Genomic DNA, 21,005 nt, shown 5'->3' with positions numbered 1-21,005 from the left:
CGTGACCACAACATCATCCATGTTCTCGGCCAAACTGGTCGTTCCGGCGATCGGCGACGCCTTTCGCAAGCTCAATCCGGCTGAACTGATCCGCAATCCGGTTCTGTTCACGACTGCGGTCGTGGCGCTCCTGCTCAGCTTGCTGCTTGTCATCGGCGGCAGCGGCCTCGCTGTCAGCTTCCAGGTGCAGCTGATTATATGGCTGTGGCTGACTGTCCTGTTCGGCACTTTCGCCGAAGCACTGGCCGAGGGCCGCGGGCGGGCCCAGGCGGCGTCGCTCCGGGCGACCAAGTCCGAACTCAGCGCGAAGTTACCGGATGGGAGGGTCGTTCCCGCCTCGCAACTGAAAATGGGCGAGATCGTGCTCGTCCAGACCGGCGACCTGATCCCTGCCGACGGTGAAGTGATCGAGGGCGTCGCCTCGGTCAACGAATCCGCCATTACCGGCGAGAGTGCGCCAGTCATCCGCGAAGCCGGGGGCGACCGCTCGGCGGTCACTGCGGGCACCCGGGTGATCTCGGACTCGATCAAGGTGCGGGTGACGCAGGAACCCGGCAAGGGCTTTCTCGATCGCATGATCGCACTGGTCGAAGGCGCGGAGCGGCAGAAGACGCCCAATGAGATTGCGCTGACGATCCTGCTGGTCGGGCTGACGATCATCTTCCTGATCGCGGTTGCCACCATTCCCGGCTTCGCCAGCTATGCGGGCGGAAGCATTCCGGTGGCTGTGCTGGCTGCCTTGCTGATCACGCTAATCCCGACCACCATCGCCGCGCTGCTTTCGGCAATCGGGATTGCAGGCATGGACCGCCTGGTGCGCTTCAACGTGCTCGCCAAGTCCGGGCGCGCGGTGGAGGCTGCCGGCGACGTCGATGTCCTGCTACTCGACAAGACCGGCACGATTACCATCGGCGACCGCCAGGCGGCCCAGTTCGTCGCGCTTAGCGGAGTGGATGCGAACGAAGTCGCCAAGGCAGCGTTGATCGCCAGCCTCGCCGACGAGACACCCGAAGGCCGCTCGATCGTCACGCTGGCGCGCGAAAAGTTCGGGATAGCCATGCGAGACCTGCCCGACCACGCCGAGGTCATCCCGTTTTCCGCGCAGACCCGCATTTCCGGCGTGAAGCTGAACAGCGTCCTGATCCAGAAAGGCGCGGTCGATGCGATCTTCAGAGCCAACCCGGGCTCCGAATCCTCGCTGCAAGCGGTGGAAATGCGCCGGATCACCGAGGAAATAGCGCGTTCAGGCCAGACACCGCTGGCAGTTGCGCTCGACGGCAAGCTGCTGGGCGCGGTGGCGCTCAAGGACGTGATCAAGGCCGGCGTGCGCGAACGCTTTGCCGAACTGCGCCGCATGGGCATCCGCACCGTGATGATAACCGGCGACAACCCGCTCACCGCAGCCGCGATCGCAGCCGAGGCCGGAGTCGACGATTTCCTCGCCGAGGCCACGCCCGAGGACAAGTTGGCACTGATCCGCAAGGAGCAACAGGGTGGCAAACTGGTCGCGATGTGCGGCGACGGCACCAATGATGCGCCTGCACTGGCGCAGGCCGATGTCGGCGTGGCGATGAACACTGGCACTCAGGCTGCGCGCGAGGCGGGCAACATGGTCGATCTGGACAGCGATCCGACCAAGCTGATCGAGATCGTCGGGCTCGGCAAGCAGCTGCTGATGACGCGCGGCGCGCTGACCACATTCTCGGTCGCCAACGATGTCGCCAAATACTTCGCGATCATCCCTGCGATGTTCGTGGTGCTTTATCCGGGCCTGGCAGTGCTCAACGTGATGAATCTGGCTTCGCCCAACAGCGCAATCCTCTCGGCGATCATCTTCAATGCCCTGATCATCCCATGCCTTGTGCCGCTGGCTCTGAGGGGTGTCACCTACAAGCCGATGGGGGCAGGCCCGCTGCTGGCCCGCAATCTAGCCGTCTACGGTCTTGGCGGCCTCGTGGCGCCGTTCGTTGGCATCAAGCTGATCGACCTTACCGTCGCCGGCCTTAATCTCGCCTGAGGACAAGAACAATGTTCAAGGATTTCACCACCGCCGTCCGTCCAGCCCTGGTGTTCACCGTGCTTTTCGCCGTGCTTCTTGGCCTTGCCTATCCGGCTGCGCTCACAGGGTTTGGCCAGATTCTGTTTCCCAAGCAGGCGAACGGCAGCTTGCTTCGTGACGGCGAACGCGTGATCGGCTCTGAGCTGATCGGACAGGGCTTTGCGAGCCCCAGCTATTTTCACGGTCGCCTTTCTGCCGCCGGCCAGGGATATGACGCTGCCGCGTCTGCCGGATCCAATCTCGGCCCGACCAGCCAGGTTCTCGCCGACCGCGTCAAGGCAGACACCGCCGCAATCAAAACCTCACCGGGCGCTATCGTCCCGCCTGACCTGGTGACAACTTCCGCCTCGGGGCTTGATCCCCATATCACGCCCGAGGCGGCCTATTTCCAGGCAGCCCGCGTAGCACAGGCGAGGCAGGTGAACGTGACCGAGTTGCGCAGGCTCATCGCAGATCACACCGATGGGGCAATGCTCGGCTTCATCGGTGAACCCCGTGTCAATGTCCTCGAACTCAACCTTGCACTCGACAGAAAGGCCGCAGCGCGCGCAAATACCAAGCAATGAACGATCAGCGCCCCGATCCAGACGCCCTGCTGAGAGCAGCTGCCCGGGAGGGCAAGGGCCGCCTCAAGGTGTTTCTCGGGGCGGCTCCGGGTGTCGGCAAGACTTACGAGATGCTTACGGATGGCGCTGCGCGGCGCGATGCGGGCATCGATGTCGTGATCGGCATAGTCGAGACGCATGGCCGCCGCGAGACCGAGGACAAGGTCCATGGTTTCGAAGTCGTGCCGCGCAAGACGATCGAGTACCAGGGGCACATCCTCGACGAGATGGACATCGATGCTATTCTTGCGCGCAAGCCTGCGCTTGTCCTCGTCGACGAACTGGCCCACACCAACGCGCCTGGCAGTCGTCACGACAAGCGCTATCAGGATATCGAGGAACTGCTCGAAGCGGGCATCAATGTCTATTCGACGCTCAATATCCAGCATCTGGAAAGCCTCAACGACCTGATCGCCTCATTCACCAGAGTTCGTGTCCGCGAGACACTGCCCGATCGGGTGATCGAGGACGCGGAACTGGAAATCGTCGATATCCCGCCTGACGAACTCATCGAGCGGTTGCGCGAGGGAAAGGTCTATATTCCCGAAGTCGCCACCCGAGCGCTTGGCCACTTCTTCTCCAAGTCGAACCTTTCGGCGCTGCGCGAACTTGCCTTGCGTCGCGCCGCTCAGGCGGTCGATGCACAGATGCTCGACTACATGCGGGCAAATGCAGTTGCTGGCACCTGGGCGGTCAACGATCGGCTCGTATTAGCGATTAGCGAACAGCCGGGTGGGCCTGAACTGGTCCGTGCGGCCAAGCGCCTCGCCGATGCCCTCCGCGCGCCATGGACCGCGGTTCATATCGAAACACCGCGCAGCACGGGTTTCACCAAGGCCGAGCATACCCAGTTGGCCGAGACAATGCATCTCGCTGCCCAACTGGGCGCACAGGTGGCGACCGTGCCGGCCACGAGTGTGCTGGAGGGCCTGAAGCAATTCGCTGCGGACGCACGCGCGACCCAACTTATTGTGGGAAAGTCCGTGCGTTCTCGCTGGTTCGAAATACGTCATGGCTCGGTTGTCGACAGGCTCGTGCGAGAGACGCCGGGCCTTGCAGTGCATGTCCTTCCGTTCGAACCATCGCAATTCCGGCGGTCCTTGCCGCCGGAGAGGTCTGGCGGCGCGTGGGGTGCACCGTCCGGCTATGCCGTTTCGCTGGGTCTGGTTTTCGTAGTCACAGTGCTCGGCATGGCGATCTTCGCGCGCGGCAACATCACGAACATCGGCTTGCTGTTTCTCATTCCGGTGATGGTCGCGGCCACACGTTACGGCCTGCGCACGGGCATCGTCACTGGGTTGATTTCCTCGCTCGCCTACAACTTCTTCTTCATCCCGCCGACCCATACCTTCACCATTGAGGATCCACAGAACATCATCACGGTGCTGGTGCTGCTGGGCGTCGCCATCGTCGGCAGCCAGCTTGCATCCCAAGTGCGCGAGCAAGCCTTGCTGGCGCAGGCCAGTTCCGCGCAGAACAGCTCACTCGCCGGCTTTGCACGCCAATTGACAGGCATCAGCACGACCGACGAACTGGCTCAAGTGTTGTGTGCCGAGGTCGCGCGATTGCTTGACGGCAACACCATGATCCTCATTCCTGAAAAGGATAGCCTGAGCATCCGCGCGTCGTGCCCGTCGGGGTACAAGCTGGAGTTGCTCGACGAGGCCGCAGCGCGGTGGACGCTCGACAACAACAAACCAGCAGGACGGGGGTCTGACACTCTGACGGCATCGGAATGGCTGTTCTATCCCGTGGGCACGGCGGGCAAGGTCATGGCCGTGTTCGGATTGTCCCGGTCAGACGCACGCGCACCGATCCGCTCGGACCAGTTGCCGCTCTTGCTCAGCCTGCTTGACCAAGCGGGGCTTGCCCTTGAACGCATCGCGCTGGAGGAGGAAATGTCAAACCTCGCCCACGTGCGCGAGCGTGACCGGCTTCGCCATGCGCTTTTGTCGTCGGTCAGCCATGACCTACGCACCCCGCTGACGACGATCCTGGGCTCGCTAAAGGAAATCCGCGCTACCTCGCCGGAGCAGGAGCAGCAGCTTCTGGCCACCCGTTCCGAGGCCGAGCGGCTCCATCGCTTCGTCGCCAACCTCCTCGACATGGTCCGGATCGAGGCCGGTTCACTGCACCAGAGCATTGAACCAGTCGACCTCTCGGAAGCGGTTGCCAGTGCACTTCACGATCTTGGAGCAACACTTCTCGATCATCCGACCCACATGAATATCCCCGCCGATTTGCCCTTCGTATTGGTTGACCCGCAACTGTTCCATCACTGTCTGATCAACCTGATCGAGAATGCCGCCAAATACGGTCAACCGGGTACTCCTGTAACGATCGCAGCGCATCGCGACGCGCACGGTCTTGCGCTTTCGGTCGAGGATGAAGGTCCTGGCATTCCCGAGGGGCAGGAGAAACGCATCTTCGAGACTTTCACCCGGATCGAGGGGTCCGATCGCAAGGGTGGAACAGGCCTTGGTCTAGCGATCGTCAAGGGCTTTGCCGAAGCGATGGGGCTTGAGGTGCTGGCAGCCAATCGCACGGATGGAATGGGCGCATCGTTTGCAATCCGGTTCCGTCCCGGACAGCTCAAGGAGTGGCCACGGGAATGAGCAATCCGTTGACAATTCTGGTGGTCGATGACGAACCCGCGATACGGCGGCTGCTCCACGCGGGCCTAACCCGAGCAGACTATCGGGTGGTCGAAGCTGGTTCCGCGAAGGAAACACTTTCGGCGATTCGGATCGACAAGCCGGAGGTCGTTCTCCTTGACCTTGGCCTTCCCGACCGGGACGGTCTGGAGCTGATCCCGATCATCAAAAGCGTCGGCCCTGCGGTTATCGTGGTCTCGGCGCGAGACGCGACGGATCAGAAGGTCGCAGCCCTGGATCTTGGTGCCGACGACTATGTATCCAAGCCTTTCGATAGCGAAGAGGTGCTGGCCAGAATACGGACGGCCCTGAGGCACCGGCTCGCGAACGAGACAGCTCATCCGATCGTGCGCTGCGGCGAAATCGAGATCGATCTCGCTGGTCGGATAGTCCGCAAATCCGGCGTGGAGATACACCTTACGCCTAAAGAATACGGCCTTCTGGCCGAGTTGGCCAAATCGCCCGGCAGGGTCGTGACTCATGCTCAATTGCTTCGATCCGTCTGGGGGCCAGGGCACGAGTCAGATGTTGAATATCTGCGCGTAGCGGCTCGGGGCATCAGACGAAGACTGGAAGATGATCCTTCACAGCCGACACTGATCCGCAACGAGCCGGGAGTTGGCTATCGTCTCATTCTCTCGTGAGGCAGCGAAAGGAATGATCCAATGAGATGCGCACTTTCGCAGGCGGACGCTGTTTTTGGGCTACTGCCGAGTTGGGCTGGCCGACGCGGACCATCTTGCCGCGCTCAAGCCGGAATTTGTCCATCGTCGCCCTGGGCTTGGCCTCGGCGAACTCGATCCTCCGCCGCGCGTCCTGCTGCTCTAAGGCTCGATGTGCGAGCGGTCCTACTTACGTTTGGCCGTTGAGGAAGCAGCGTGCCTGCTCCAGTTCTTCGGTTGCGAGACGCGGATTTTCAATCCTTTCGACCTGCCCTTGCCAGATTCGGTCAAGGACGACGATCATCCCGCCGTCCACGAACTGCGCGAACATACCCTTTGGTCCGAAGCGCAAGTCTGGTGCAGCCCGGAACGACACGGCCAGATCACTGGCATATGAAGACTCAGATCGATCACCTGCCGCTCGCCTACAAGGGCCTGCGACCGCCCCGGGGACGCACCCTGTCGAGCTCGCCAATCTGGCATAGGCGGCTTCCAGCCAATCCGCCAGCTTGTAGACCCGTCAAGGGTGCAGGGTCGGCCATGCCGACCCTGCAGCTCGATCAGAACTTTCTTGTAAGCGACAATTCGACGCTCCTCGGTGCGCCGATAAACAGCAGCCCGGAGGCATAACCCGACCAGTCGGCGTAGAACTTGTCAGTCAGGTTGCGGCCTCGCAGGGTCAGCGTGCCGAACGAGGCATTCCATGCAATCGCTGCATCGACGGTGGTAAACGCGTTCACCCGCACCGTATTCGCATTCGACGTGTAGAAGCCGCCATTGTGCCGCACGCTGCCAGTGAGCGTGATCGGCAGGGCCTTGGGCGACCAGGTCACGACGGCATCGGCAAGTCGTTCCGGCACGTTGGGCGGGCGGTTGCCGCTGCGGTTCGCGCCGCCCGCTTCGACCAACTGGCCATATTCGGCATCAAGAAGTGTGCCGCTCAGCGCAATGTCGAGGTCCTCGGTAGCCGGGAGGTTCAGCGAAACTTCCACGCCCTTCGACTGGAGGTTGCCGCCCTGCAGGACCACCGCCGGATTGACCGGATCGCGGGTCAGGATGTCATCCTGCCTGATCTTGAAGGCCGAGGCGGTCAGTTCGACGCCGCTCCCGGTCAGCGAGGTCTTGATCCCCGCTTCGTAGGAATAGCCGGTCGTCAGTTTGAAATTGGCATTGGTCGCGCTCATGAACAGCAGACCGCTCAGCGGCGTTACCGCGCGGGTGTATTGTGCAAAAAGCTGGGTGCGCGGCGTGATGCTGTAGACCGTGCCGGCGCGCCACGAGACGGCATCATAATCCTGACCATAGTTTTGCGTGGTGTTCGCCGTGACGTTGAGCACGGAGCGGTCGAGCTTGAAGTTGTCGAACCGGATACCGCCGACGAGCAGCCAATCGGGCGTCAGGTTGAGCGCATCTTCAGCGAAGACAGCAAAGGCCTTCACGTCTGCGGATACATTCTGGCGTGTGCCGAAATTGGCCGGGGTGTCGGCCGGGAATGTGCCGCGCACGGGATTGAAAGGATCGGCCGAGGCCGCCGTGCCGAAGCGTCGCACGGTGAAGAAATCGGTCTTGCCGAATTCCACGCCGAGCGTGAACCGGTTGCGCAGGCCAGCCACCTTGCCGTCGAAGGCCAGATGCAGACGCTGGTTCCAATACTGATGATCGTGAGTGATGAGCGTCAGATAGCGATCGATCAGGCCGGTTCCGGCATTGAAACCATATTCATCGGAGTCCTGCCATTGGCGATCCGACGTATACCAGCTCGTATCGCTCACGATATGCAGAGTATCCGTCAGCTCATAGTCCGCACGCGCCCGCAGCCAGATCGTGTCTGAGCCCATGTCGCCATCGGTCAGGTTGAAGTTGACTCGGCGCATGGCCTTGTCGAGCACCAGCCCCGCGCTGCCCGAAACCGCATCCGACGGATCTCGTGCAACATCACGGGAAACCACCGGCGTGCCGTAGTAGATCGTCGAATATTTGTCGCGGAAATAGTCCGCTGAGACCGTCAGCGAGAAGCGCTCGGTCGGCTTGAACAGCAGCGAACCGCTCACCGCAAAGGTGTTGGAGTCGGTATCGTCGATCCATCCTGACGTACGCGACCACGACGCGTTCACGCGGGCAGCGACGGTGTCGCCCAGAGGCAGGTTGACGTCGCCCGCGAGCCTGGCCGTGTCGAAGCTGCCGTAGCTGGCGAGCATCTCGCCGCTTGTCTCACCCAGCTTCGGCCGACGCGGCACGAAGTTGATGGCGCCTGCAAGCGCGCCTTCGCCGGAGGTGACCGAGGCAGGCCCCTTGATCACCTCGATCCGCTCGAACGACCAGCTATCCCAGTTGCGTACGCCAACGTCGGAGTTGGCCATCCGCACGCCGTCGTAGAGATAGTTCACCGCGCGGTGGAAGCCACGCATCGAGACCGAACCCATCGAGCCTGGCAGCGTGCCTGAGGCAACCCCGGGCGCGGCATTCAAAGCCTCGATCGCATTGCGCACGCCCTGCGCCTGGAAATCTTCCTGCGTGACAACATCGACGATCGCCGGTGTTTCCCGGTTGGTCAGGCCCAGCCGTCCGGCAGCTTCGGCCTGACGTTCCAGCAGGCCGGTGACGACGATCTGGTCCCGGGCCGCTTCATCGCTCGCCTCATCGGCAAGCGCCGGGGTTGCGACCAGGCAGGCCGCAATGGCCAAAAGTGAAGTTCTCATGATTTACTCCCTGTTGAATGGTGATGGATGGATGGCTTGTGCCGCCGGGCGGTCCGCCTTCGGCGCCAGTGCAGCAATCCCGTGACCAGCAGTGCGGTCGGCGAGAGGCCGATCAGAACGGCCAAAATTCGGGTGGGCAGGCCCGCGATCGAGCCGTCATGAACCGGACGAATCCAGCTGGCGGTTGCCGTTCCCGCATTGCCTCGGCGCACGTCATGGACTGCCAGAACCCGGCCCGAATATTGGTCGACGAAGACAAAGCTGCCGGGAAATCGCCGATGCGGATCACCGGAGACCTGGACTCGGAAGCGAATCGGAGCCGAGCCACCGTCGGGCACATCGATGAAGGCCAGCCGGGCATCGGGCAGCGCTTGATGAGCAGCGTTCAGCGCCTGTCGGATCGAGATTTGGTAACCGGATTCTTGTGTTGAGACGGGCTTTGGCACCACATCGGGCCGGGCGATGGCGACACTGAGCAGGTTGGCCTTCACATCGGGCAATGCGAGCAACGCGCCCGTCAGGACCAGAAGGAACAGGAACAGCGCGCTCCACAGTCCGAAATGCTTGTGCAAATCCCGCAATCGGCGCTGTGAAACGGCGCGTCGCTTGAACGCCAGCGCCTTGCGCCAGGACCCGCGCGGCCACCATGTCGCGATGCCGCTGATCAGCAGCGCCAGCATCACGAAGCCAAACCAGCCCACGACCTGACTGCCGATTTCCCCGGCAAGCAGGTGCATGTGCAGCTCGTAAATCCAGCTCATCAGGTAATCGCCCCAGGTCGCTGTCCGGGCGATTGTTCGGCCGTCAGCCGTGAACCAGACCATCTCGCGCTCTGCGTGGTGGCCGTGATGTTCTGATGGCGGATAGTAACGGGCAGGAATGAGGCCGCCTTCGCCGGTGGCTTCGAACGACCATTCGCCCCCCCGCTCGGGCCAATGCTGGCGGCCGGTGGCGAGCGCGCGATCCCATTCTGCCGATTGCCAGCCGGCCGCCGGCCCCGCACCTTGCGAGGCGGCAGGCAGGTTCAGCGCCTGATCGATCTCGATATAGAACACCAGGGCGGACCCGGTCAGCCCGAGCAGGGCGAACAGGACGCCAAGTCCCAACCCGAGCCAGAGGTGAACCTGGCGCAGGATCAAACGGGGCCGGAGCCCACTAAATGATGTTGTGGACGCCAAAGTGGTCAGCTCTTGGCCATCGCGCGGAACATGCTGGCGACAGGCGCGAACATCTCGCTCATCATCTCGCCCACCGGCGCAGATGTCGTGGCCAGCGTGCCGCCCTTGATCGAGGGATCGGGGGCATATTCCCCCTGCAGGACCAGGGCCTCGGCATAGGCCCGCCCGCGGAGCTGCTCGACCAGGGCTATCGCGAAATCGAGGCCTGCCGAAACGACAGCACCGGTCAGGATGTTGCCGTCCCTGCCCGACACGCGAAACGCGGCAGCTTCGCCAAGCGGCAGATTGATGTCGGCATCGCCGCCCCAGGTGTTGAAGCTGCCGGCGCGCAGGCCGACGCTGGCTGACAGTTTTGCGGTCGAAGGGTCCCGAGAAACGAGGTTGACCAGACCCGACAGCGGCGCCCCGGCACCGCCGCCATAAAGCGTTGCTGTCGGCCCCTTGGCGACCTCGATCCGGTCGACGAAAACCAGCGTGGCCGGATCGGCGGCCCCTTCCGGCAGCTGATAAGTCGGGATGCCATCGACGAAGTAGTTGACCTTGAAGCCTCGGACCAGGGTCGGCTGGAGCACGGCCTGGGCCTGGCTGGTCGGGACCACGCCTGACACGTTGACTAGGGCATCGGTCAGGTTCTGCAGATCCTGGTCCTCGATCAGCTGGCGCGTTAGCGCCTGGATCGATTGCGGGATTTTTTCGACCGGGGTGGCGACCCGCGTGGCCGAGGCCGCCGCAGGCACGTCATAGCCGTCGCGCAGGCCCGTTACGACGATCTCCGGGGTCCAGCCGGGGGTGGTAGAGGCGTCCTGGGCCAAGGCCGGTGATGTGGCAGCCAGCGCGCTGGACAATGCAATGATCGAAGTTCTCATGGTATTTCCCCTGTTCAAATCTGGATTGATTCAGGCGATCAGGCGCTTGAGCTTCTCAATCGCAGTCGCGTCGGATTCCTGGGTGTCGATGATCCCCGAAAACTCGCCCCTGGCAGTCATCAGGTAGATCGCGGCAGTATGGTCGATGGTATAATCGCCGCCCGGCTGCGGCACCTTGGCCGAATAAACGCCGTAACCTTTCTTGATCTTCTCGAGCTGGGCGTCGGTCCCGGTCAAACCGAGGATCGGCGTGCCGAACAGCGCAACGTAGTTACCGAGGTCCGCCGGCTTGTCGTGGCCGGGATCGACCGAAACGAAGACGATGGCGAATTTCATACCGTCCGGACCGAGCTGCTTTCGCAACCGCGCCATGCGGGCGAGGCTGGTCGGGCAGACATCGGGACATCGCGTGAAGCCGAAGAAGATCGCATAGGGCTTGCCCGCCAGCGTCTTGTCCGTGACCGCCGAGCCGTCTGACGCGGTAAGGGTGAACGGTCCGCCAAAGGTACTGGCATAGCCACTGGCAGAATCTCCTGCACCGGCACCACCGCGCGTGATGGCGGCAGCGGCAATGCCTGCCGCGACGAGAAGCAGGACGAGCCAGAGAATCCAGCGAGGCGAGCCACTGGTTTCGACATCGCCTTCGGGCGCAATCGGTTCGGGATCAGTGGCCTGCATGCCCACCCTCCATTGGCCCCGTCGTGCTGACCGGCTGCACAGCGAATTGAACAGTCACATTGCCCGCGCGCAGAAAGCGCAGCGTCACGGGCACGCGCCCGCCCTGGCGAAGCTGCCGCTTCAGGCCCATGAACATGATGTGATAGCTGCCGGGCTTCAGTTCGACCGAGCCTCGGGCCGGGATGGCGATACCATCCGCAACCTGCCGCATCCTCATGATGCCGCCATCCATCGTCATAGTGTGAAGCTGGACTTCGGCGGCGACAGGCGTGGTACCGGAAAGGAGGCGGTCCTCACGGGATCCACTGTTGGTGATGGTCAGGAAACCGCCGCCTACGGCCTGTCCCACTGCGGTCTCGCGCGACCAGGGGTGCTGGATGGAAAGCGGGCCAGCTCGATAGCCATGAGCCATGGCTGCGGTGGCCATCAGCCCGATAGTGGCGCCAAGCGCCAGCGCATTGGAGGAAATGCCGATCATATGCGGTGCTCCGCGTTGGCGGAGCAGGCCGGAACTTCCTGCGCCGCAAGTTGATGAGTGGGTTCGATGAGGCCAAGGCTGAACGCGGCGTCAGCGCCCCGCGCAAACATGCACAGGGCGATCAGCAGCCAGGTCCGGCGGCGGAAGCGCTGCCACTGGCGGTGACGCTCTTCTGAAACGAAAAGGATTCCCATGATTCAGCACCCCCGCGTCTGCGCGAGGGCCGCAGCCACCAGCGGGGCGACGGCGCGGCGCTCATCAAGGCTGAGGCAGCGCCCGAATTCGATCGACCCGTCTCGGCCCCGCAGAAACAGGCGCAGATCGGACGGGCTTCGACGTTCCGCGGCAAGCCTCATCCAGAATGCTGGCAGTTCGATCTGCTGTCCGGCGCTGTCGCGATGACGCACCCTGCCTTCGGCAAGTTCGAGCGTCTCGCTCGCGGGCCGTGACTTGCCATGCCGTTCGAGCGCGAAAGTCAGGCCTGCCATCGCAAGGATGGAAAAGGCGGGGACCAGCCAATGGCCATGCAGGGCCGGTCCGATGCTGGTTACCAGGAACAGAATAGCAATGACGCTGAAACATACCCGGGCATCCTGCGTCAGGTGAGAGCGGTTCTCCTGCATGTGCAGGATGAGGGGCCTAAAATTGCCCCGGTCGGGCACTGCAACCAGCTTTTCAGGCTGGGCTGCCCAGGGCCGTTCGGATGAACGGCATAGCAGTTCATACATGGAATCGTGCTCCGGCTAGGCCGGCGCACGCAAAGGGAAGGCGCGCACGCCGGCCGGTCCGACAAATCGGTTAGATTGTCAGGCTAAAGCCGGTGGTCCGCGCAGCGGCGGACGCAGATGGAATACGCGTTTGGGAAGAGTGATGCGGGCAGGCGCAAAGCCGAGCGCGAGGATGAAGGCCAGTGCTAGCGCCAGAAGCGCAGGATTGGCGCCCATCATCGAGGCCATCGACAGCGAGGCGAAAGGACATTCGCCCTTGCTCTGCTTCTGACCCGATTCGCTCCCGCCATCCTTCATCGGAATGACGATCTGTTTCACCGCGTGATTAACGAAGGCCTCATCGCAGATCTGGACCGTCAGAACCTTAGAATTCTGCCCGATCATGAAACCTGTGGGCACGACGATCTTCATGCACAGCGCCGCCAAGACCACCATTAGGGCCAAAGCGCGGTGTCGCATCAGAAGGGCACGCATCAAAGACATTCACAGGCGCCACTAATCCCTGCAAGGTCAATTGTCATCCGGTTTGCGTGGCCTGCGGCATTATCCGCGAACGCTCAATGACTTGGGGCATAGTGTTCAGGCCGTAAACGCATAAATGGTCTTGAGGTTTTTGGGTCTGCGTGATTCAGGCTCTCTATTGCGATGGAGGCTTGATGGCACGGCGGCGATACGAACTCACGGACGGGGAATGGTCGATCATCGAGCCGCTGCTGCCCAACAAGCCGCGCGGTGTTCCACGGGTTGATGACCGGCGGGTCCTGAACGGCATTCTCTGGCGGTTCCGCACTGGCTCGCCATGGGCCGAGATACCCGAGCGCTACGGCCCCTCGACCACCTGCTACAACCGGTTCGTGCGCTGGCGCAAAGCCGGAGTGTGGGACCGGCTGCTCGCCGCGGTTTCCGCCGCCTTCGAAGGCGAGATCGTCATGATCGACTCCACCCGTGTCCGCGTCCACCAGCACGGTGCGACGGGTAAAAAGGGGAGCCGCAGATCGCGGCATGGGGCGTTCCCGAGGCGGTCTCACGAGCAAGATCGATGCCCTCGTTGACGCTGACGGTCGTCCCGTCGCCCTGCGCTTGACCGGCGGGCAGGTCCACGACAGCCAGGAAGCCGAAGCCCTGCTGGAGGCTATGCCAGAAGGCGCCACGCTGCTGGCCGACAAGGGATACGACAGGCAACGCCATCCGTGAAGCCGCCGCCGCCAAGAACGCCTGGGCCAACATCCCATGGCGGTCCAATCGCAAGCAACGGTTCGCCTTCTCGGGCCGGCTTTATCGGCAGCGCAACCTCGTCGAACGCTTCTTCAACCGTATCAAGCACTTCCGGGGCATCGCCACTCGCTATGACAAGTGCCCCGAAAACTACCTCGCCGCCTTCAAACTCATCTGCACCCGCATCTGGTGTGCAGCGTAATGAGTCAACACCGCCTAGCTCTGCAATTACAGATCTACGGCCTAATCGGGTGCTTGCCGGGGCTTGCACATTCAGCATCGCCACAGAATGAGATGGGGCTTCCCCACACTCGGAGAATTCCCCGCAACTTAATGCGGCTGTAGGCAAATTTCAACGAACGGTAGCGAGCATTCACGGTCATAAATCCCGCATAATTCTGCGGCTTTCGGCAACTGTCGGCGAACATTGGTGAATGAGATAATGGCGGAGCGGGAGGGATTCGAACCCTCGATACGCTTTTGACGTATACTCACTTTCCAGGCGAGCGCCTTCGACCACTCGGCCACCGCTCCGCATATCGCTGGAAGGCGGCTCCCTATCGTGGCGCGGGGCGGGTGGCAAGGGGGCTGCTTTACTTTCCTGCGCTGTCGTTGTGTGATGCCGCCATGCGCTTTCATTCGATCGTCCATTCCGCCGTAGCCATTGCTCTTGCGGCTACCTTTTCCCTCGCGCTCGCCGCCGATGGCCCGCCCGTTACGCCCGCGCAGGTCGTGGATCGCGCGCCCGCGTCCCACTGGCGCGCGATCGCCCCGGATGATCTGCTGGTCATGGATCTGGGAGGGGGGAGGCGCGTCGTGATTCAGATCGCGCCAACGCTGTCGCCCGCGCATGTCGCCAATATGCGGGTGCTGGCCCGCGCCCATTGGTGGGACGGGACCAGCATTAACCGGGTGCAGGACAATTATGTCGTGCAATGGGGCGATGCGACCGAGGAAAAGCCGATGCCGCCGGGCATGGCCCCGACCGGAGAGGGGGATTATGTTCAGCCGATGGGGCTTGTGCGGGCGCGCATCACGGCTTTGCCCTATGCCGATTCCTATGCGCCAAAGGCCGGCTTCGTCGACGGCTGGCCGGTTGCGGCTGATGAAGACCATGTCTGGTTGCCGCATTGCTATGGCTTTGTCGGTGTCGGCCGGAACATGTCGCCGGACGCGGGGACAGGGGCGGAGCTTTATGCCGTCATCGGTCAGGCGCCGCGCCAGTTGGACCGCAACATCGCCGTGGTCGGCCGCGTGATCGCGGGAATCGAGCATCTGTCCAGCCTGCCGCGCGGCTCTGGTCCTCTGGGATTTTACAAGAATGACGAAAAGAGGGTGGCGATCCTCTCGGTCCGGCTGGCGAGTGAACTTCCCGATGGGGAACGGCCGCGGTTCGAGGCGATGGACACGGGCTCCGCAAGCTTTGCCGATTATCTGCGGCTGCGGGCCAATCGAAAGGACGACTTCTACATTCGTCCGGCCGGCGGGGTCGATCTGTGCAATGCGCCGGTGCCGGTGCGTCCCACGCCTCAGGATGTTATGCCTCGCACCCGATAGCCTTGCCAATCGCGGATGCGGCGAATGACGAAGCTGGTGCGGATCGCCGATACGCCGGGCAACCGGGCCAGGCAATCGCGGTGGATGGCGTCGAAGCCGGAAAGGTCGGCGGCGGCGACGCGCAACAAATAGTCGGCGCGGCCGGCCATCAGCGCGCATTCCAGTATTTCTGGAAAATCGGCGACCGCCGTTTCGAACCGCTCCATGGTGTCCTGGCTCTGGCTGGTCAGCGATATTTCGACAAAGGCGTGCAGGCCAAGGCCCATCCGCTCGGGTGAGAGGCGCGCGCCATAGCCCATAATATGGCCGCTGTCCTCCAGCGCACGAATGCGGCGATGGCAGGCAGAACCGGACAAGCCGATGGCTTCCCCAAGATCGGCTATCGAGCGGCGCGAGTCGGCTTGCAACGCTTCGAGAAGGGCGATGTCAAAACGGTCCATGCAAAATCATCCCGAAAATTCGCTGATGTCTGGAATTTTATCCCGACATTCTTTGCAAATGAAGACGAATAAGGGACCATTTGCCCGCTGAGATGCGGTATGTTGCGACCATGGGGCGCTTCAGCGGCATGGCCGATGATTGAGCCAGGCGCGATCGCCCGCCATCGACATGGAGAGCATGATGATCGTCGGCACTGTGAAGGAAATCAAGAATCACGAATATCGGGTCGGCTTGACCCCCGAGAGCGTCCACGAACTGGCGGCGCATGGGCACGCCGTTCTGGTGGAAAGCGGCGCGGGCGAGGGGATTGGAGCGAATGACGCGCTCTATGAGCGGGCAGGGGCGACGATTGTCGCCGCCGCGGCTGAAGTGTTCGCAAAGGTCGAGATGATCGTGAAGGTCAAGGAACCGCAGCCGGTCGAACGGGCCATGCTGCGCCCCGGGCAGATACTCTACACCTATCTCCACCTTGCGCCCGACCCGGAACAGACCCGCGACCTGATCGCCAGCGGGGCGACCTGCATCGCCTATGAAACGGTGACGGACGCCGCAGGCGGCCTGCCGCTGTTGAAGCCGATGAGCCAGGTGGCGGGGCGCATGTCGATTCAGGCGGGGGCGACCGCGCTGGAAAAGGCGAATGGCGGTCGCGGCGTGCTGCTGGGTGGGGTGCCCGGCGTGTTGCCGGCGAAGGTCGCTGTGATCGGCGGCGGCGTCGTCGGTTTCAACGCGGCGCAGATGGCGGCGGGCCTCGGCGCGGACGTGACGATCCTCGACCGTAATCCCGAAGTTCTGGAAAAGCTGGGCATCCATTTCGAGGCGCGGGCCAAGACCCGCTTTTCCAATCGCGCCAATCTGGCCGAATGTGTGGCCGAGGCCGATCTGGTCATCGGCGCGGTGCTGATCCCCGGGGCGGCCACGCCCAAGCTGGTCAGCGCCGATATGCTCAAGAGCATGAAGAAGGGCGCGGTGCTGGTCGATGTCGCCATCGATCAGGGCGGTTGTTTCGAAACCAGCCATGCGACCACGCATGCCGATCCGACCTATATCGTCGAAGGCATTGTCCATTATTGCGTCGCCAACATGCCCGGCGCGGTCGCGCGAACCAGCACCTATGCGCTGAACAATGTCACGCTGCCCCATGCGCTGCGCATCGCGGACTTGGGTTGGAAGGCGGCGCTGGCGCGCGATCCGCACCTGCTGGCGGGGCTGAATGTGTGGGAAGGAAAGGTTACCTATCGCGCGGTCGCTGACGACCTGGGATTGCCCTACACGGCGGCGGATGAGGCCATCGCCTGAACCAGGCAAAGCATTTTTGGGCGGGCCGGCGCCCGTCCGCGAGGTCGGCGCCGGTTCTTCCCGCGGAACCGGCGCCTCTCTTTTTTTCGACGGCGAGCGGCCAGGCATTTCCGGGATTCGCCATGCGTCGATCCGGGGCTTTGGGATAAAGGGGTGCGGGTTCCCACCCTTTGTTCGTCTAGCTGGGCAGGGGATATGATTACATGCTCCTATGCAGATTGGTTCCGCCGCAGAGAGGCAAGTTCAACATCATGCTCGACACTTCCGCATTCGCCGCCTTCATAAACACAGGCGATGACAGCAACATGCGCGCGCCAAACGCGCGTGATCGTGGCATTGGCCGGAAGGGAGGGCGCTGATGTCGGCTGATTTGACGACCTGGCTGGCGCCGCTTGTCGCCATGCTGGCCGCTGGCCTGCTGGCTGGTTTCGCGGCGGGCATTTTCGGTATTGGCGGGGGTTTTGTCGTCGTGCCCGCGCTGCTCGTCGTGCTGCCGCTGCTGGGCGGGACGAAGGACGCCATCGCCCATGTCGCCATCGGCACGTCGGCGGCGACCATTATCGTCACATCCATCCGGTCGCTGATGGCGCACTCGAAGCGCGGGGCGGTGGAGTTCGAAGTGCTCAAGAACTGGGCGCCATGGATCATCCTGGGCTGCGGCGCGGGCGTTCTTTTGGCCAGCCATGTCGACGGGCGCACGCTGAAGATGATATTCGGTTGCGGCGTCCTCCTGATGTCGCTGAACTTCCTGCTGCCCCGGGTCAGCGGCAAGGTGCTGAGCGACACCATGCCGTCGGGCCTGACGCGCGTCGGCATCGCCGGGGGGCTTGGCACCTTTTCCTCACTGCTGGGTATTGGCGGCGGCACCATCGCCATCATGGTGATGACGCTGTGCGGCCGCTCCATCCACCGCGCCATCGCCACCGCTTCGGGCGTCGGCACCCTGATCGCCATTCCGACCACCATCGGTTTCGCGATCATCGGCCTGAAGGAGGGCGGCCTTCCCTGGGGTTCGCTGGGCTATATCAACATTCCCGCGACGCTGGCCATTTCGTCCATGTCGATGCTGACCGCGCCGCTGGGCGTCGCTGCCGCGCACAGCCTGCCGGCCGGTCCGCTCAAGAAGATCTTTGGCGTCTATCTGCTCATCATCGGCGCTTTGATGCTGCGCAACGGCCTCAAGGTCTGAAGAAGCCAATAGGGGCTGTTTCCGCCTGCAACAGTAACAGGCTTTGTCACTGGCCCCCCGCCCCGCTATCTGCGACGGCGGGGGGTATGATTATGGACGATAGCGCACAGATCGCCGTTCTGCTGGCCGAGGACGACCCGTCGCAGGCGGCGAATGTGATCGCGATATTGAACGCCGCGTCGATGCGGGTCGACCATGCGGCCGACGGCGGCGAAGGGCTGCGCCGCGCGGCGGCGGGCCGTTATGACGTCATCATTCTCGACCGCATGCTGCCCACTCTGTCGGGCATCGACATCATCACCAGGCTTCGGAGCGCGGGTGTCGGTGCGCCGGTGCTGATGCTGTCGGCGCTGGGGCGCGCGGAACATCGAGTGGAGGGACTGGAAAGCGGTGTCGACGATTATCTGACCAAGCCGTTCGAGCCGGTCGAACTGGTCGCCCGCGTTCGCGCCCTCTGGCGCCGGGCGGGCAACCAGCAACATGGCGCGGTGCTGCTGCACGGAGACCTGGAATGCCATTTGAAGGCGCGGACGGCATGGCGGCAGGGTCGGCACCTGCCGCTGTCGCCCAAGGAATTCGAACTGTTCCGTTATCTGATGGAACATGCTGGGGAGGTGGTGACGCGCGAAATGCTGCTGCGCCATGTCTGGAAGCTGAGCTTCGATCCGCAGACCAATGTCGTGGACGTCAATGTCGGCCGCCTGCGCCGCAAGTTGGAGGAAGGGTTTGACGCGCCGGTGCTGGAAACCGTGTGGGGCACGGGATACCGGCTGATCGCGGCGGAGCCGGGCGGTGCCTGACTTCGGCCTGTTCCGGTCGGTGTTCGGGCGGGTCACCTTGTCGGCCCTGCTCGTCAGCCTGGTTTCGACGCTGATCCTGTTCGCCATCGTCGATCAGATCGTGCGGGCCGACGCCCGCGCCATGCTGGGGCGCGAGGTCGACACCGATCTGGCGGGACTGGCCGACATCTATGTCAGCGGCGGTCCAGCAGAACTCACCGCCCGCATTGCCGATCGGCTGTCGGTCGAGCGGATCGATGGCGAGCGCGCCTTCTATTTGGTGACGGACGGGCGCGGACGGCGACTTGCGGGGAACCTGACGCGCTGGCCCGACCTGTCGGCCGATGTGTCGGAGGCGCGCTTCGTGACCTTGCCCGATGGCGAGCCGGTTTTCGCGCGCGCCACGATATTGGGGCCGGACAGCCGTCTGGTCGTCGGGCGCAGCGACCGGCGGGGAGAGAGTCTGCGCCGTCGTCTGGCGACGGCTTTTGCTTCCGCCGGCGCCTTGGTGGCGCTGGTCAGCCTGTTCGCCGGGCATCTGGCTGCTCGGCGGCTGCGCAGTCGGGTGGAGGCGGTGAACGCCACCTTCGCTGCGGTGCGCGACGGCAGGATCGAGGCGCGCGTCCCCGAACATGGCGAGCGCGACGAACTGGGGACGCTTGCCGGGCACAGCAACGCCGCGCTGGACCAGATCGGTCGCCTGATCGAGGCGCAGCGAGCCGTGTCGGATCAGACCGCGCATGAAATCCGGACGCCGCTGATGCATCTCGATACGCGGATATTGCGGGCTTTGGAATGCACGGCCGATCCCGCTCTGGCGGCCATGCTGGGCCAGTCCCGTGAGGAAATCAGGGGCGTTGTCCGCCTTCTCGATTCGCTGCTGGATATTGCGGGGACGGAGGCGATGCGCGGCGACATGCGCGGCCTGGAGGAGATCGACCTCAGCGATCTGGCCGATGCGCTGGCCGATCTTTATACCGCCAGTGCCGAGGATATGGGCATCGGTTTTCGCGCGATGATCGCGCCGGGCGTGACCATGCGGGGCGACCCGATGCAGATGTCGCGCCTTATGTCCAACCTGCTCGACAACGCTTTCCGCCATGCGCCGCCGGGCGGGACGGTCGTGTTCACCATAGCGCCCGGGCCGCAGATCATGGTCGAGGACAATGGCAAGGGCATCGCCCCGGAGGACCGGGAGCGTATCTTCGAGCGCTATACCCGGATCAATCCGCAGCAGGGCGTGGGGCATGGACTGGGGTTGGCGCTTGCCAAGGCCATCGCCGAACGTCATGCCCTGCATATCGAGGTCAGCGATGCCGCGCCCGGCGCGCGCTTCAGGGTGTTGGGGGAAGAAACGACATGAAGTCCATCGCCGCCGCGATTTTCCTTGGCCTGTCTGGCGCGGCCGCAGCGCAGCCGCCTGCGGCTGGAGACGCCGTGTTGCAAACGCTGGCCGCCGGGGAAGCGGCGCGGGGACAGGGCGATTATGCCGCCCTGCTGCGCGCGGGCCAGGCATTGCGCCTGCTGGGCGCACACCCGGCGGAGGGCGAGGTCGACCTGGCCGCGGAGTGGACGCAGGAGGCCACCGGTCATGGTGCGACCCTGCCTTCGGACGCCACCTATCGCGGGGCGGCGCTTGGCCCCGCCTACAAGCGCGGCGCGCTCGCGGGAGGGGACAGCTTCAGCGTGAAGCAACTCTTCCTCGCGGGGCAGCCTGCGCGGATCGCCGTCGCCCCGGTGGATGGCGAAGCGGCCTTGTCCGTCAGCGTCAAGGGCATGGATGGCACGACGCTGTGCACCAAATCCATCGTCGGGCAGGGGGCCGAATGCGCATGGATGCCGGTATTCACGGACCGTTACGCCATCACCATCGAAAATGAAGGCCCGCGCCCGGCGGCCTTTTTCCTGACAATGAAGTGAG

At 63.4% G+C, this 21,005-nt stretch carries 19 protein-coding genes, 1 tRNA gene and 2 pseudogenes; 13 read left to right on the top strand and 9 right to left on the bottom strand.

Annotation, left to right across the window (positions count from 1 at the left end; translation table 11 throughout):
• Window positions 1-19 precede the first annotated feature (19 nt).
• The 5 genes and pseudogenes from kdpB to GGR44_RS05150 form a co-directional block, all read left to right on the top strand.
• Entirely contained in the window at window positions 20-2,017 is a 1,998-nt protein-coding gene (gene kdpB, locus GGR44_RS05170) for a potassium-transporting ATPase subunit KdpB (RefSeq protein WP_183954835.1), read from the top strand.
• 11 nt (window positions 2,018-2,028) lie between these two features.
• Window positions 2,029-2,625, top strand: coding sequence for a potassium-transporting ATPase subunit KdpC (kdpC, locus tag GGR44_RS05165; RefSeq protein WP_183954403.1), 597 nt, complete (start codon window positions 2,029-2,031; stop codon window positions 2,623-2,625).
• A complete protein-coding gene (locus tag GGR44_RS05160; protein ID WP_183954402.1) occupies window positions 2,622-5,279 on the top strand; it encodes a sensor histidine kinase in 2,658 nt (885 codons plus the stop codon). Before kdpC ends, GGR44_RS05160 begins: the two co-directional genes overlap by 4 nt.
• The gene (locus tag GGR44_RS05155; RefSeq protein WP_183954401.1) at window positions 5,276-5,962 is read left to right on the top strand and encodes a response regulator; all 687 of its coding nucleotides are present in this window, start codon (window positions 5,276-5,278) and stop codon (window positions 5,960-5,962) included. Before GGR44_RS05160 ends, GGR44_RS05155 begins: the two co-directional genes overlap by 4 nt.
• Before the next feature lie 76 nt (window positions 5,963-6,038).
• A pseudogene (locus GGR44_RS05150) lies at window positions 6,039-6,445 on the top strand (NAD(P)H-dependent oxidoreductase); the annotation flags it as partial.
• 95 nt (window positions 6,446-6,540) lie between these two features.
• Here GGR44_RS05150 and GGR44_RS05145 read toward each other — a convergent pair.
• Genes GGR44_RS05145 through GGR44_RS05125 form a run of 5 tightly spaced genes read right to left on the bottom strand, consistent with a single transcriptional unit; the run spans window position 6,541 to window position 11,879 of the window.
• The gene (locus tag GGR44_RS05145; RefSeq protein WP_183954400.1) at window positions 6,541-8,679 is read right to left on the bottom strand and encodes a TonB-dependent receptor; all 2,139 of its coding nucleotides are present in this window, start codon (window positions 8,677-8,679) and stop codon (window positions 6,541-6,543) included.
• On the bottom strand, window positions 8,676-9,818 hold the full coding sequence (locus GGR44_RS05140; RefSeq protein ID WP_183954399.1) for a PepSY-associated TM helix domain-containing protein: 1,143 nt from the start codon (window positions 9,816-9,818) through the stop codon (window positions 8,676-8,678). Before GGR44_RS05140 ends, GGR44_RS05145 begins: the two co-directional genes overlap by 4 nt.
• Window positions 9,819-9,862: 44 nt before the next feature.
• Window positions 9,863-10,723, bottom strand: a complete 861-nt coding sequence (locus GGR44_RS05135; RefSeq protein WP_183954398.1) for a TonB-dependent receptor plug domain-containing protein — start codon at window positions 10,721-10,723, stop codon at window positions 9,863-9,865.
• A gap of 30 nt (window positions 10,724-10,753) precedes the next feature.
• Entirely contained in the window at window positions 10,754-11,401 is a 648-nt protein-coding gene (locus GGR44_RS05130; RefSeq protein WP_183954397.1) for an SCO family protein, read from the bottom strand.
• Entirely contained in the window at window positions 11,388-11,879 is a 492-nt protein-coding gene (locus tag GGR44_RS05125; protein WP_183954396.1) for a copper chaperone PCu(A)C, read from the bottom strand. The genes GGR44_RS05130 and GGR44_RS05125 overlap by 14 nt, the downstream gene beginning before the upstream one ends.
• 53 nt (window positions 11,880-11,932) lie before the next feature.
• Between GGR44_RS05125 and GGR44_RS17070 the strand changes: the two genes are divergently transcribed.
• Window positions 11,933-12,055, top strand: coding sequence for a hypothetical protein (locus tag GGR44_RS17070; protein WP_281374193.1), 123 nt, complete (start codon window positions 11,933-11,935; stop codon window positions 12,053-12,055).
• Window positions 12,056-12,076: 21 nt separating this feature from the next.
• On the opposite strand, the gene GGR44_RS05120 is transcribed toward GGR44_RS17070, so the two are convergent.
• Both GGR44_RS05120 and GGR44_RS05115 read right to left on the bottom strand, forming a co-directional pair.
• Window positions 12,077-12,502: a DUF2244 domain-containing protein gene (locus GGR44_RS05120; protein WP_183954395.1), complete on the bottom strand. Its 426-nt coding sequence runs from the start codon at window positions 12,500-12,502 to the stop codon at window positions 12,077-12,079.
• Between the two features lie 183 nt (window positions 12,503-12,685).
• Window positions 12,686-13,042, bottom strand: a complete 357-nt coding sequence (locus GGR44_RS05115; protein ID WP_343052304.1) for a DUF2946 family protein — start codon at window positions 13,040-13,042, stop codon at window positions 12,686-12,688.
• A 221-nt stretch (window positions 13,043-13,263) separates the two neighbouring features.
• Between GGR44_RS05115 and GGR44_RS05110 the strand changes: the two are divergent.
• A pseudogene (locus tag GGR44_RS05110) lies at window positions 13,264-14,024 on the top strand (IS5 family transposase).
• 241 nt (window positions 14,025-14,265) lie between these two features.
• Here the strand turns inward: GGR44_RS05110 and GGR44_RS05105 are convergent.
• A tRNA-Ser gene (locus GGR44_RS05105) sits at window positions 14,266-14,356 on the bottom strand.
• A 93-nt stretch (window positions 14,357-14,449) separates the two neighbouring features.
• On the opposite strand from GGR44_RS05105, the gene GGR44_RS05100 reads away from it, so the two are divergent.
• Window positions 14,450-15,379 carry a peptidylprolyl isomerase gene (locus GGR44_RS05100; RefSeq protein WP_183954393.1) on the top strand — a complete coding sequence of 310 codons (930 nt, stop codon included), beginning with the start codon at window positions 14,450-14,452 and terminating at the stop codon, window positions 15,377-15,379.
• Here GGR44_RS05100 and GGR44_RS05095 read toward each other — a convergent pair.
• The gene (locus GGR44_RS05095) at window positions 15,352-15,819 is read right to left on the bottom strand and encodes an Lrp/AsnC family transcriptional regulator (RefSeq protein WP_183954392.1); all 468 of its coding nucleotides are present in this window, start codon (window positions 15,817-15,819) and stop codon (window positions 15,352-15,354) included. The genes GGR44_RS05100 and GGR44_RS05095 overlap by 28 nt on opposite strands.
• A 181-nt stretch (window positions 15,820-16,000) precedes the next feature.
• Between GGR44_RS05095 and ald the strand changes: the two genes are divergently transcribed.
• The 5 genes from ald (at window position 16,001) to GGR44_RS05070 (ending at window position 21,004) form a co-directional block, all read left to right on the top strand.
• Window positions 16,001-17,116, top strand: coding sequence for an alanine dehydrogenase (gene ald, locus GGR44_RS05090; RefSeq protein WP_183954834.1), 1,116 nt, complete (start codon window positions 16,001-16,003; stop codon window positions 17,114-17,116).
• A gap of 358 nt (window positions 17,117-17,474) precedes the next feature.
• On the top strand, window positions 17,475-18,305 hold the full coding sequence (locus GGR44_RS05085) for a sulfite exporter TauE/SafE family protein (protein WP_183954391.1): 831 nt from the start codon (window positions 17,475-17,477) through the stop codon (window positions 18,303-18,305).
• A 92-nt stretch (window positions 18,306-18,397) separates the two neighbouring features.
• Window positions 18,398-19,105 carry a response regulator transcription factor gene (locus GGR44_RS05080; protein WP_183954390.1) on the top strand — a complete coding sequence of 236 codons (708 nt, stop codon included), beginning with the start codon at window positions 18,398-18,400 and terminating at the stop codon, window positions 19,103-19,105.
• Window positions 19,098-20,447, top strand: coding sequence for an ATP-binding protein (locus GGR44_RS05075; RefSeq protein ID WP_183954389.1), 1,350 nt, complete (start codon window positions 19,098-19,100; stop codon window positions 20,445-20,447). The genes GGR44_RS05080 and GGR44_RS05075 overlap by 8 nt, the downstream gene beginning before the upstream one ends.
• Window positions 20,444-21,004, top strand: coding sequence for a hypothetical protein (locus GGR44_RS05070; protein WP_183954388.1), 561 nt, complete (start codon window positions 20,444-20,446; stop codon window positions 21,002-21,004). The genes GGR44_RS05075 and GGR44_RS05070 overlap by 4 nt, the downstream gene beginning before the upstream one ends.
• Window position 21,005 lies beyond the last annotated feature (1 nt).

Origin of the sequence: Sphingobium fontiphilum, from assembly GCF_014196635.1 — a bacterium.
GTDB lineage: Bacteria > Pseudomonadota > Alphaproteobacteria > Sphingomonadales > Sphingomonadaceae > Sphingobium > Sphingobium fontiphilum.
The sequence above is the reverse complement of the archived record's forward strand: the minus strand, read 5'-3'. Positions and strand labels throughout refer to the sequence as shown.

What these genes read in the sequence shown, in the direction of transcription:
- kdpB (WP_183954835.1), top strand. Translation starts at nt 20, where the DNA reads ATGTTCTCGGCCAAACTGGTCGTTCCGGCGATCGGCGACGCCTTTCGC.
- kdpC (WP_183954403.1), top strand. Translation starts at nt 2,029, where the DNA reads ATGTTCAAGGATTTCACCACCGCCGTCCGTCCAGCCCTGGTGTTCACC.
- GGR44_RS05160 (WP_183954402.1), top strand. Translation starts at nt 2,622, where the DNA reads ATGAACGATCAGCGCCCCGATCCAGACGCCCTGCTGAGAGCAGCTGCC.
- GGR44_RS05155 (WP_183954401.1), top strand. Translation starts at nt 5,276, where the DNA reads ATGAGCAATCCGTTGACAATTCTGGTGGTCGATGACGAACCCGCGATA.
- GGR44_RS05145 (WP_183954400.1), bottom strand. Translation starts at nt 8,679, where the DNA reads ATGAGAACTTCACTTTTGGCCATTGCGGCCTGCCTGGTCGCAACCCCG.
- GGR44_RS05135 (WP_183954398.1), bottom strand. Translation starts at nt 10,723, where the DNA reads ATGAGAACTTCGATCATTGCATTGTCCAGCGCGCTGGCTGCCACATCA.
- GGR44_RS05130 (WP_183954397.1), bottom strand. Translation starts at nt 11,401, where the DNA reads ATGCAGGCCACTGATCCCGAACCGATTGCGCCCGAAGGCGATGTCGAA.
- GGR44_RS05125 (WP_183954396.1), bottom strand. Translation starts at nt 11,879, where the DNA reads ATGATCGGCATTTCCTCCAATGCGCTGGCGCTTGGCGCCACTATCGGG.
- GGR44_RS17070 (WP_281374193.1), top strand. Translation starts at nt 11,933, where the DNA reads ATGAGTGGGTTCGATGAGGCCAAGGCTGAACGCGGCGTCAGCGCCCCG.
- GGR44_RS05120 (WP_183954395.1), bottom strand. Translation starts at nt 12,502, where the DNA reads ATGCAGGAGAACCGCTCTCACCTGACGCAGGATGCCCGGGTATGTTTC.
- GGR44_RS05115 (WP_343052304.1), bottom strand. Translation starts at nt 13,042, where the DNA reads ATGGTGGTCTTGGCGGCGCTGTGCATGAAGATCGTCGTGCCCACAGGT.
- GGR44_RS05100 (WP_183954393.1), top strand. Translation starts at nt 14,450, where the DNA reads ATGCGCTTTCATTCGATCGTCCATTCCGCCGTAGCCATTGCTCTTGCG.
- GGR44_RS05095 (WP_183954392.1), bottom strand. Translation starts at nt 15,819, where the DNA reads ATGGACCGTTTTGACATCGCCCTTCTCGAAGCGTTGCAAGCCGACTCG.
- ald (WP_183954834.1), top strand. Translation starts at nt 16,001, where the DNA reads ATGATCGTCGGCACTGTGAAGGAAATCAAGAATCACGAATATCGGGTC.
- GGR44_RS05085 (WP_183954391.1), top strand. Translation starts at nt 17,475, where the DNA reads ATGTCGGCTGATTTGACGACCTGGCTGGCGCCGCTTGTCGCCATGCTG.
- GGR44_RS05080 (WP_183954390.1), top strand. Translation starts at nt 18,398, where the DNA reads ATGGACGATAGCGCACAGATCGCCGTTCTGCTGGCCGAGGACGACCCG.
- GGR44_RS05070 (WP_183954388.1), top strand. Translation starts at nt 20,444, where the DNA reads ATGAAGTCCATCGCCGCCGCGATTTTCCTTGGCCTGTCTGGCGCGGCC.